The 10,397-nt window shown below is 65.3% G+C and carries 9 protein-coding genes; 6 read left to right on the forward strand and 3 right to left on the reverse strand.

Annotated elements, in window-relative coordinates; translation table 11 throughout:
- Positions 1-68 precede the first annotated feature (68 nt).
- Positions 69-3,251, forward strand: coding sequence for a glycosyl hydrolase-related protein (locus M9952_15325; protein MCO5314293.1), 3,183 nt, complete (start codon positions 69-71; stop codon positions 3,249-3,251).
- A 10-nt stretch (positions 3,252-3,261) separates the two neighbouring features.
- Here M9952_15325 and M9952_15330 read toward each other — a convergent pair whose 3' ends face one another.
- Positions 3,262-4,581 (reverse strand): hypothetical protein, encoded by a 1,320-nt coding sequence (locus M9952_15330; protein ID MCO5314294.1) that lies wholly within the window; start codon positions 4,579-4,581, stop codon positions 3,262-3,264.
- Between the two features lie 245 nt (positions 4,582-4,826).
- Between M9952_15330 and arsC the strand changes: the two genes are divergently transcribed.
- The 3 genes from arsC (at position 4,827) to M9952_15345 (ending at position 7,134) form a co-directional block, all read left to right on the forward strand.
- Complete coding sequence (gene arsC, locus M9952_15335) at positions 4,827-5,207, forward strand: arsenate reductase (glutaredoxin) (protein ID MCO5314295.1); 381 nt, start codon at positions 4,827-4,829, stop codon at positions 5,205-5,207.
- A gap of 68 nt (positions 5,208-5,275) precedes the next feature.
- Positions 5,276-5,863, forward strand: a complete 588-nt coding sequence (locus M9952_15340) for a superoxide dismutase (GenBank protein MCO5314296.1) — start codon at positions 5,276-5,278, stop codon at positions 5,861-5,863.
- Between the two features lie 239 nt (positions 5,864-6,102).
- Entirely contained in the window at positions 6,103-7,134 is a 1,032-nt protein-coding gene (locus M9952_15345) for an LLM class F420-dependent oxidoreductase (protein MCO5314297.1), read from the forward strand.
- Positions 7,135-7,162: 28 nt separating this feature from the next.
- Here the strand turns inward: M9952_15345 and M9952_15350 are convergent, their stop codons facing one another.
- Entirely contained in the window at positions 7,163-8,014 is an 852-nt protein-coding gene (locus M9952_15350) for a hypothetical protein (protein MCO5314298.1), read from the reverse strand.
- Between the two features lie 48 nt (positions 8,015-8,062).
- On the opposite strand from M9952_15350, the gene M9952_15355 reads away from it, so the two are divergent.
- Positions 8,063-8,749 (forward strand): dienelactone hydrolase family protein, encoded by a 687-nt coding sequence (locus M9952_15355; protein ID MCO5314299.1) that lies wholly within the window; start codon positions 8,063-8,065, stop codon positions 8,747-8,749.
- 27 nt (positions 8,750-8,776) lie between these two features.
- On the opposite strand, the gene M9952_15360 is transcribed toward M9952_15355, so the two are convergent.
- Positions 8,777-9,589 carry a hypothetical protein gene (locus M9952_15360; GenBank protein ID MCO5314300.1) on the reverse strand — a complete coding sequence of 271 codons (813 nt, stop codon included), beginning with the start codon at positions 9,587-9,589 and terminating at the stop codon, positions 8,777-8,779.
- Positions 9,590-9,657: 68 nt separating this feature from the next.
- Between M9952_15360 and M9952_15365 the strand changes: the two genes are divergently transcribed.
- The coding region (locus tag M9952_15365; protein ID MCO5314301.1) for an SDR family oxidoreductase at positions 9,658-10,397 on the forward strand (740 nt) is incomplete at its 3' end.

The raw sequence follows: 10,397 nt of genomic DNA on the forward strand, positions 1-10,397 counted from the left end.
GATGTCGTCAGGGTACCGACGATGCTGTTGAATGCAACAGTTGAAGCCGGTGTGATTCGGGAGGGGACATGCACGACGATCGTGAACGGGTCGAGGCGCGTCTGCGCCGAATGGTGCTCGAACGCGTCGAACCGGCCAGGATCTGTGCTCGCGTCCCGTTGGAGGTGGCCCGGTGGGAGGTGCCGGGCGAGCCGGTCGGCGTGGCGGAGGCGATGGCGGCGAGGTTTGGGCCGATGGAGGTTGGCTCGTCGTTCGGCAAACCATGGGGCACGACCTGGTTCACGCTCGCGGGGGCGGTTCCGAACGAGTGGGCCGGCGGCGTCGTGCGAGCGGCGATCGACCTCGGGTTCAGTAACCGGCCGGGGTTCCAGAGCGAGGGCCTGTTCTGGACACGAACCGCCGAAGGATGGCAGCCGCTTCGCGGACTCAACCCGCTCAATCATGAGTTGCCGATCACCGACGCCGCCTCTGGTGGGGAGTCGGTGGAACTGGCCCTCGAGGCTGCATCGAATCCCGACCTCTCGGTAGCGGTTCCCAACCCGGCGTCGTATCTCGCCACCGCAGGGTCGGCGTCGCTGTATCGACTGAGTCGGGCCGAACTCGTGCTCGTCGATCCGCAGGTCGAGGCGTTGCGCCACGACGTGCGGGCGTTGAACGGGTTGATGAAGCAGCTCGATTGGGGCGACCCGCGACGCCACGAGATTCTTCGCGCGCTCGAAACGATGCTGGACCGTCTCGACCTCGCCGACGCAGCGTCGATTGCCCGAACGGCGCCGGCGGGTCGAGCGGAGTTGGCCGCGGTGCTGTCGGCGCCGGCGACGGCGAGTGCACATCGGATCACCGCGATCGGCCATGCTCACATCGACACAGCGTGGCTCTGGCCGCTGCGCGAGACGCGTCGCAAGTGCGCCCGGACCTTCACCAATCAACTGGCGTTGATCGAGCGGTACCCACAGCACCGGTTCGCGTGCAGCCAGGCGCTCCACTACGACTGGATGCGCGAGCACTACCCGACCGTGTTCCGCGACATCGGCGCCGCAGTCGCCGAGGGCACGTGGATTCCGGTGGGAGGGATGTGGGTGGAGGCCGATGCCAACCTCAGCGGCGGTGAGGCGCTCATTCGCCAGTTCACCCATGGACAGCGGTTCTTCGAGGAGCACTTCGGGGTCGAATGCACCGAAGGGTGGCTGCCCGACGTGTTCGGGTACAACGCGAACCTGCCGCAGATTTTGCGTCACGTGGGCATCGAACGGTTCGTCACCCAGAAGCTGTCGTGGAACACGACCAATCGCTTTCCGCATCATTCGTTCTGGTGGGAGGGCATCGACGGCTCGACGGTGTTTACCCACTTCCCGCCGGTGGAGACCTATAACGCGAACTTCTCGGGACACGAGCTTGCACACGCGGTGAGAACCTTCGCCGACAAGGGTCGATCCACCCGTTCGCTCATGCCGTTCGGCCACGGCGACGGAGGTGGCGGCCCCACCGCAGACATGTTGGAGCAGTTCCTGCGGGTCCGCGACCTCGAGGGATCGCCCCTGGTCGAAATCGGCGCACCGTCATCGATGCTCGACGCGGCGATCGAGGAGTACCGCGACGCCCCGCGGTGGGTGGGGGAGCTCTATCTCGAAATGCATCGAGGCACCTACACCTCCCAGGCAGCTACCAAAGCGGGAAACCGCCGGTGCGAGGCGCTGCTGCGAGAGGCCGAAGTGTGGAGCGTCGCAGCGTACGGGGGCGACGCTGGCCGCGGCTACCCGGCGGTAGCACTCGATCGGTTGTGGAAGTCGTTGCTCACGCTTCAGTTCCACGACATCTTGCCGGGGTCCTCCATCGGGTGGGTGCATCGTGAGGCGCAGGAGTCCTACTCCTCGATCGAGTTGGAGGCGACCGAATTGATCCACACCGCGCTCACGCGCCTGGCCCCGGTTGCCAGCGAAGCCATCGTGGCGAATCCGACCCCATTTGCTGTGCACGCAGTGGTGCCGGTTCGACGGCGTGCGGGGACGGTCGAAGAGTGGCCGCTCAGTCTCGAGCCCCACGGCGTGAGCACTCGCAGCCAGGCGATGATCGACCTTGAGGAGGTCCGAGCCACCGTCGAGGGCAGCTCGATCGAGTTGGACAACGCCGTCGTGGCGGTGCGGATCGATGCCGAGGGCCACGTGTCGTCGATGGTGCATCACGAGACTGGCCGTGAGGTCGTGGCTCCTGGCTCGGTCGCCAACGTGCTGCAAACCTTCGAGGATCTACCCACCCACTTCGATGCCTGGGAGATCGAGGACTACACGCTGCGACGGCCGCGCGAGCAACGTGAGGTCGACAGCATCGAGGTGCTCGAAGCGGGACCGCTCGTCGTCCGGGTCGAGGTGCGACGGTCGTTTGGCTCTTCGAAGGTCGTGCAGCGGTATGTCCTTCGGGCGGGTTCACCTCGTCTCGATATCGAATGTGAGGTCGACTGGCACGAACGCGAAACGTTGTTGAAGGTGGCGTTCCCGATCGATGTGCACTCGACCTCGCTCACTCGCGAGGTGCAACTCGGGGAGTGCTCGACCCCGATCCACACCAACACCAGCTGGGACGCCGCACGTTTCGAGGTGTGCGCGTTGCGCTGGGTGGATTGCAGCGAGCCGGGTTTCGGTGTGGCACTGCTGAACGACTCCAAACACGGACACGATGCGACCCGGATCGTGCCTGACGGTGGAGATCGTCCAGCGGTGCAACTGCGGCTGTCGTTGCTGCGAAGCTCCAGGTATCCCGACACCGAACAGGACCAGGGAGCGCATCGATTCACCTACTCGTTGATGCCACACGACGGTGATCGCCATGGCGCCGGCGTGGCGGCCCAGGCGTGGTTGCTCAACAACACCATCCGTGAGTTCGGAGGCGAGGGAGGCGACCCCGGCCAGGCCGACGCCGATCCGTTCGTCGCCAACGGCGTCGCCATCGCGTCCTCGTCGTCGTGCGCGGTCGTGATCGAGGCGGTCAAGGCCGCCGACGACGGCAGCGGTGACGTCGTGGTTCGTTGCCATGAATCCACTGGCGCGAGAGGCCCGGTGGAACTGTGCGTCGGGTTCGTTGCCAGCGCGGTGCAGATGGTCGACGGGCGGGAGCGCTGCGCTTCGGTGTCGCGGCATGTTCGCAGCGACGAGTCCTCGCTGCGATGGGAGTCGAACGGGATCACCACCTCGGTGACCTTCTCGATCCTCCCATTCGAGATCGTCACCCTGCGCCTGAGGCCTCGCCCGACATGAGCCCGACGAGTCAGTCGCCGAACGGTGACGCCAACGCTGGAGGACGGCTTGGTGCTACAGGTGGCTCGGCCACGGGTGCGGGCATCACCACCTGTGATCCGGTGGGCTCGCCGACCTTGACCTGTTTGGCGAAGTACAGCTCGAGTACCCGATCGATGAGTTCGGGCGTGACGACAGGGCTGAGATTTTCATAGCGGATGATCGCCTCAGCCAGCTTGCACACGACCCCGGGCAGATACGCGCGCAGCTCGCCGTCGCCCCGTGAGCGTGTGACATCGCGCAGCCGGCGCGCTGCCGGTTCGGTGAACTGCAACCGTTTTGCTCGCGCAACGCGGTCGAGCACGTAGCCGAACTGTTCGTTGTCGAGACAGCCGATGTACACCTTGTTGTGGATCCGGCGAAAGAACGCCTCGTCTCCCAAGCTCTCCGGGTCGAGGTTCGTCGACAAGATGACCTTGACCTCGAACGGAACCTGGAACTTCCGGCCGCCGAGGGTCAGGTAGTCGACCTGGCGGTCGAGGGGGACGATCCAACGGTTGAGCAGCTCTTCCGGAGTCATGTTCTGACGCCCGAAGTCGTCGATGACCAAGATCCCGTTGTTGGCCTTGAACTGCAGTGGCGCCAGGTAGATGCCGGTCTCGCGATCGAGACTGAGATCCAACATGCCGGCGTGCATCTCGCCACCCGCGATGATCGCTGGCCGTTGGCACAGCACCCAACGGGGGTCGAGCTCATCGGGCTGCTGATCGAGCGGCTCGTGGAGCACAGGGTCGAACACCGAGATGATCTGACCTTGGACTTCGACGCAGTAGGGGACCAGAACGGAGTCGCCATACGCTCGGATCAAACGTTCGGCGATCGACGACTTGCCGGTTCCTGGCGGCCCGTACAGGAAGATCGCTCCGTCGCCGCAGATCGCAGGACCGAGTTGGTCGATCAGACTCGGAGACAGTACGAGGTCGGAAAACGCCCGGGTGAGCTGCTCGTGGTTCAACGAGAGTTCCGGGGTCTGGGCACGAACGACCCGAGAGTAGAGATCGAGGGGAACCGGAATGGGTCCGACGTATTTGCATTCCTCGCTGCGGACCCGGGACTGGGAGCGGCCTTGCTCGGTGACCGACAGCACGTAGGTCCGACCCTGCATGCCCTCGTATTCGATCAGGCGACGGTCTCGCAGCGAGGTTGCGATCGACTCGATCATGCCGGTGGCGCAGTGCATGCGCTGGGCCACTCCGACCATCGTCGGACGGCCTTCAGCGATGATGATCCGCAACATGATGTCTTCGATGAGCGATGACGACAGCCCGGTGAGTTCGACGCTCGTGGGCATCCGTAGATCGTTTGCGCTCAGCGCTGGGTCAACCGCCATGTGTCCTCGGTCCTCTAGCCGGCCAGCGTCGGCCGCGAAGTTGTGCCTGTTCGTCATCGGCAGGTGCCGCCGGTGCTTCCTTGTCTTCATCGGCATGGTCCCGACGAGCTTGAGGAATTCGGCCCATGCAGCGTCCGCTCCTGCGCGAATCGCTCGTGGCTTCGTTGCGGCTGGCGAGGTCGAGCTGTCACTGCAACGCTGGTTCCATGGCAGACGTCACCGTGTATCACAACCCCAACTGCAACTCGTCCAAGACGGCGTTGAAGATCGCCGCGGACGCAGGCATCGAGGTCGATGTGGTCCAGTACCTCAAGACCAAGCCGGATGCAGCCGAACTGCAAGGCATCGTCGACAAGCTGCAGAACCCGGTCACCGAACTGGTTCGACGCGATGCGAACTTCAAGGACCTCGGCCTCGCCGAGGAGGACGTTCAGACCGCGCAGCAGGTGGTACCGCTGCTGGCTGCTCACCCCAAGTTGTTGCAGCGCCCGATCGTCGTCGTCGGCGACCGAGCGGTCGTTGGCCGCCCGAAGGAGCGGATCTTTGAACTCCTGGGGCTCGATGGCGACTCGTCCGACGAGTCCTGACCGACGTGGACCATCGGGTAGTTTGCACATGTTGAGCTCCCGAACAAGCTCTCGACAAAGGAAGAATCATGGCTTTTGAACTCCCGGCTCTGCCGTACGCGATCGATGCGCTCGCTCCTCACATTTCTCAGGAGACGCTCGAGTTCCATCACGGCAAGCACCACAACGCGTACGTCACGACCTTGAACAACCTCATCGCAGGGACCGCGCAGGAGAACGCGTCGCTCGAGGAAATCATCCTCGCCGCCGACGCCGGTCCGCTCTTCAACAATGCCGCTCAGGTGTGGAATCACACCTTCTACTGGAACTCCATGTCGCCGAACGGCGGCGGTGCTCCCACCGGCGACCTCGCTGCGAAAATCGACGCGGCGTTCGGTTCGCTCGACGGATTCAAAGAGCAGTTCACCCAGGCGGGCATGACCCAGTTCGGTTCGGGGTGGGCGTGGCTTATCGTGAACGGCTCGGGCGACCTCGAGATCACGAAGACCCCGAACGCCGACCTTCCGCTCAAGCACGGCCAAAAGGCCCTGTTGACGATGGACGTGTGGGAGCACGCGTATTACATCGACTTCCGCAACGCCCGCCCCAGCTACATCGAGACGTTCCTGTCGCATCTCATCAACTGGGACTTCGCGGCGCAGAATCTCGCGTCGTAACCACGGTCGGGTCGATCCTCCCGTGTCGTCGACGGAGCGCCCTTGACGCCCGAACGGCCCGGGAGGATGACTCGCGGCGGCGTATTCACGAACCGCGTGCTGCGAACGCTGGGTGTGCAGCGGGATGGGGCAGTTCGGCGGGCGCTCGATTCGGTCGAACGGGTACGGTCGTGCGAGGCCGTTCAGCGGCCGTCCCCCGGCGACCCTCGTCGGCCGGAGTAGACCGAGGAGGTCGAGCCGTGAAGGTTGCACTCGTCACGGGATACTGGTCATCGGGGCCGCCGCAAGGGGCGTTTGAGGCGGTCCTTGAGGCAGAACGCCTGGGATTCGACTCGGTATGGACGGCCGAGGCCTACGGCAGCGACGCGTTCACGCCGCTTGCGTGGTGGGGGTCGCACACCTCCACGATCAAGCTCGGCACCTCCATCGTGCAGATGGCGGCGCGCACCCCGGCCGCCACGGCGATGCACGCATTGACACTCGACCACCTCAGCGGCGGACGGCTCATGTTGGGCCTCGGTGCCTCGGGGCCACAGGTGGTTGAGGGCTGGTACGGACAGCCCTACCCGCGCCCGCTCGAGCGCACCCGTGAGTTCTTCGACATCTTCCGGGCGATTCTGCGGCGGGAGGGGCCGGTTTCCTACTCGGGGCGTCACTACACGCTGCCCTATGACGGCGGTGCCGGATTGGGTAAGGCGTTGAAGTCGACCGTGCACCCGATCCGCAACGAAATTCCGTTGCTGCTGGCCGCTGAGGGCCCCAAGAACGTCGCACTCGCTGCAGAGATTGCGGACGGCTGGATTCCGTTCTGGTTCGGCCCGAGCCAGGACGCCCACTACCGTGCCGCGCTCGGCGAGGGATTCGCACGCGAGGACGCCCGTCATGGTGGCCTCGGTGACGGGTTCGAGGTGGTGTCGCCGCTGCCGATCATTCCGAACGATGACGTCGAGGCAGCCGCCGATCTCCTTCGGCCGATGTTGGCGCTCTACATCGGGGGCATGGGAGCGAAGGGTGCGAACTTCCACTTCGATGTCTTCGCCCGCATGGGTTTCGAGGCCGAGTGCGTGCGGATCCAGGACCTGTACCTCGACGGTCACAAGTCCGACGCGATCGCGGCGGTGCCCCTGCGGTTGGTGGAGGAGGTGGCGCTCATCGGACCCTTCGACAAGATCCTCGCGGAGCTGCCGGCGTGGAAGGAAACGGTGATTACCACCGCCCAGATCAACGCACCCGTCGAGATGCTCGAGGCGGTTGCGTCGGTGCTGGCGTAGGGGTTCGTCGCCGCCGTGCGTCGGCCGTTCAGGCCGCGACGAGGCGGGCGGCGATGTCGGCTGCCAGCGCGGTCGGGTTGTCGAGAGCCTCGGATGCGTTGACCTCGATGAGGCGCGGGTCCATCGCGGTGCGAAAGCCCATCAGCTGAGCGTTGCTCGTGTCGCGCATGGCAGCGAGGCGAAATGCCCAGTACCGCTCGACTTTGTTGCGCTCGACGTTCGCGCAGAACTGAGCGCGACGCCGACAGGCTTCGTTCGCTGCAGCCGAGTCGTCGCCGCCGTGGAGGACGACGATCACGGCGCGAGGTGCCGCCGCTCGGATCTGTGTCAGGTGTTCGAGATGCCCGAACGCAGCCCACAGGTGGGTGGCGAGGTTGGCGACGGTTGCGTTGTTGGACGCGAACCGGTTGCGCTGTGCCGCGCTGGAGTACTGCGCGGCGAGGGGGTCGGTGGCCTGCCATTCGGCGAAATGAGGGAGGTGGAAGTCGAGTTCCCACTCCAGCCCACAGAATTCGGTCATCATCGGATCGTTGGCGGCCGTTGCGCCGTAGTGGCGCGCCAGGGTGGCGATAGCGATGGGATCGGTTCCGGCGAGCACGACGGTTCGCGTTTCGGAGGAGGGTTCGGCTCCCGACGCGGGTGCCTCCACCCCGGTTCGTCCGCCGACAGCGCGGTCCAAGAGGAGGTCGAGCAGTCGTTGGCGCACGATCGGCCGCGCCTCGTCGGTGAGGCCCGCCTCGTGCTGGAGGTCGCGGGTCAGCCATTCGAGCGGCTCCGACCAGGACATCGACTGGAGGTCCTCGGTCTTCCATGTGCGAATCGTGGTGGTGACGAGGTCGTGGGAGGTGATCTGTTGCGGGCGCTGCCAGAACTTGCGCATGGCGGCGACGCTACCGGCGCCGGTTCGACGGCGTGGAACAATGGGCGGGTGACGAGTGACGACGACCTGTTGCGGTTTCCGGTTCGTGCGCCGAAGGGTGCGGGTTCCGCGTATCTGGTACGACCCGGCGACGATGGCGCCGGGCGGGGTCACGGGGTGTTGGTGCTGCATTCATGGTGGGGCCTCAACCGGGCGGTGAAAGATTTCTGCAACCGGCTGTGCGACGAGGGCTTTGTCGTGTTGGCTCCGGACCTGTTCGGTGGTCGATGCCCGGCGACGGCACACGAAGCTCAGCAGGCGCTCGACGACATGGATCCCAATGCTGCGGCGAATCTGGTGCTGTCGAGCGCCGTCGCGCTGCGGTCGGCCAGCGACGATCCGAGCGGACCGATCTCGGTGGTCGGGTTCTCGATGGGGGCGTCGTTGGCGTTGTGGGCGGCGGCCCGTCAGCCGGAGTCCTTCGACCGGGTGGTCATCTACTACGGCACATCGTCGCTCGACTTCTCGGCGATGACCGCGCGGGTGCTCGGGCATTTCGTCGACGATGACGTCATGGTCTCCGACGACGACGTGACCCTGCTGTCGGCCGAGCTGTTCGAGGCGGGTTCGGAACCCGTCCTGTGGCACTACCCCGACGCCGTGCACTGGTTTGCCGAGCCGGGTGAGCACGGCTGCTATGACGAGGCGGCCGCGGAGCTCGCGTGGCAACGAACCCTGGACTTCCTCAAGAACTGAACGGGACGCTGCCTCGCCCCCGATCGGCTACCAGAGCTGATCGGTGTAGGTGTCGGTGCCGGGAATCGTCGGGAGAAACGGGGCCGCCAACACGACCCGGGCGATTCCCGAGGCCTCGACCGCCTCCGCATAGGCGTGGAACCGATCCCAGTGGCCCGCAGGCGCCTCGTCGGAAAAGAACAGCTGCATCGACCGTTGGGTGGTGCCCGGCCCAGACCCCAACTTCATCGGAGCCGCTCCCTCGCCTTCCTTGGGGATAACGGGTCGCCACGACGCCGCGATGGCAACCGGTGAGGTCTCGTCGAGAAGCCCGATGCGGCCGCTGTCTTCGAACCAGGCCTCGAGATCGCGGTGCGAGACGCCCTCGGCCCGGTCGAGGTGCACCGAGGTCAACCCGGCGAATCGGTGATCGAGCGCGAGCTCGACGGGCACGCCATCGGAGTCGCGGTAGGCGGCGGTGGTGTGGGAGTAGAGCACGGTGTGGGCGTGTTCGCGCTCGTCGAAACCTCGCCCCGCCTCGTAGAGCTTGAAGACCTCGGGCGTGGCCCATCCGAAGTGCTCGGCCTCGTGGCCCTTCTGGACGAAGTAGGTGGCGAGGTAACTGCCGGCGTCGATCGGCGCGGCGACGGGGGAGTCGAACTCGCCGGCGCCGGTGAAGCGAAGGTTCTTGTAGTCGCGGGTCGCCACCCAACGCGATCCGGCGAGAATGCCGGGTCCGATCATGCATCCGCCGTAGAAGTGATCGCGTTCGTACCAGCGGTTGTACGCCACCTCGCTGCCTCGGTGGGGGTCGACGAGGGTGAACAACATCATGCCGAGCTTTACGGGATAGTCCTGCATAGCGCTACCGTACCTGACGAACCGTCAGAAAGCGGCTGCCGTGGAGCGCTGCTCAGGGAGGAGTTTCCATGCGATTCGAAGGACGTACCGCCATCATCACCGGCGCAGCTTCGGGGCTCGGACGAGCCGTGGCACGTCGTCTTGCCTCCGAGGGGGCGCGGGTTTTCGGCGTCGACATGAACGAGGCGGGCCTCATCGAGACTCAAGGGTTGATCACCGAGGCTGGCGGCTCGATGTCGTTCGGAACGGGTGACATCAGCGACCGGATGACCGCACACGGTCTGGTCTCGGTAGCGATGGATGATCTCGGGCAGATCGACACGCTGGTGAACTGCGCCGGTGTCATGCGGGCGGGTCATATGACCGACGTCGACGAGTCGACCTTCGATCTGATCTACAACGTCAACGTCAAGGGGACCTTCTGGATGATTCAGGCGGCGTTCCCGCATCTGCTCGACCGCAACGGCAGCGTCGTCAACATCGCCTCGAACTCGGCGCTGATGGGAGCCCCGTACAACACGGTGTATTCATCTTCGAAGGCGGCGGTGGTCGCGCTGACCAGGTCGATCGCTGCGGAGTACATCAAGACCGGCGTGCGGGTGAACGCCGTCGCCCCCGGCGGCATCAACACGCCGATGATGGTCGCCGACACCTTCCCGCCGGACACGGACTGGAAGCTCATGCAGACGATGATCGGCTACCGCGGTGCCTCCGAACCCGAGGAGGTCGCAGCGGTGGTGTGCTTCTTGGCGTCGGATGAAGCGCGGTCGGTGCACGGATCGATCTACAGCGCCGACCTCGGTTTGAC

The sequence above is a fragment of the Microthrixaceae bacterium genome, assembly GCA_023957975.1.
Lineage (GTDB): Bacteria > Actinomycetota > Acidimicrobiia > Acidimicrobiales > Microtrichaceae > JAMLGM01.

Coding starts and splice junctions, on each gene's coding strand:
- M9952_15340 (MCO5314296.1), top strand. CDS start 5,276: ATGGCTTTTGAACTCCCGGCTCTGCCGTACGCGATCGATGCGCTCGCT.
- arsC (MCO5314295.1), top strand. CDS start 4,827: ATGGCAGACGTCACCGTGTATCACAACCCCAACTGCAACTCGTCCAAG.
- M9952_15360 (MCO5314300.1), bottom strand. CDS start 9,589: ATGCAGGACTATCCCGTAAAGCTCGGCATGATGTTGTTCACCCTCGTC.
- M9952_15325 (MCO5314293.1), top strand. CDS start 69: ATGCACGACGATCGTGAACGGGTCGAGGCGCGTCTGCGCCGAATGGTG.
- M9952_15350 (MCO5314298.1), bottom strand. CDS start 8,014: ATGCGCAAGTTCTGGCAGCGCCCGCAACAGATCACCTCCCACGACCTC.
- M9952_15330 (MCO5314294.1), bottom strand. CDS start 4,581: ATGCCCACGAGCGTCGAACTCACCGGGCTGTCGTCATCGCTCATCGAA.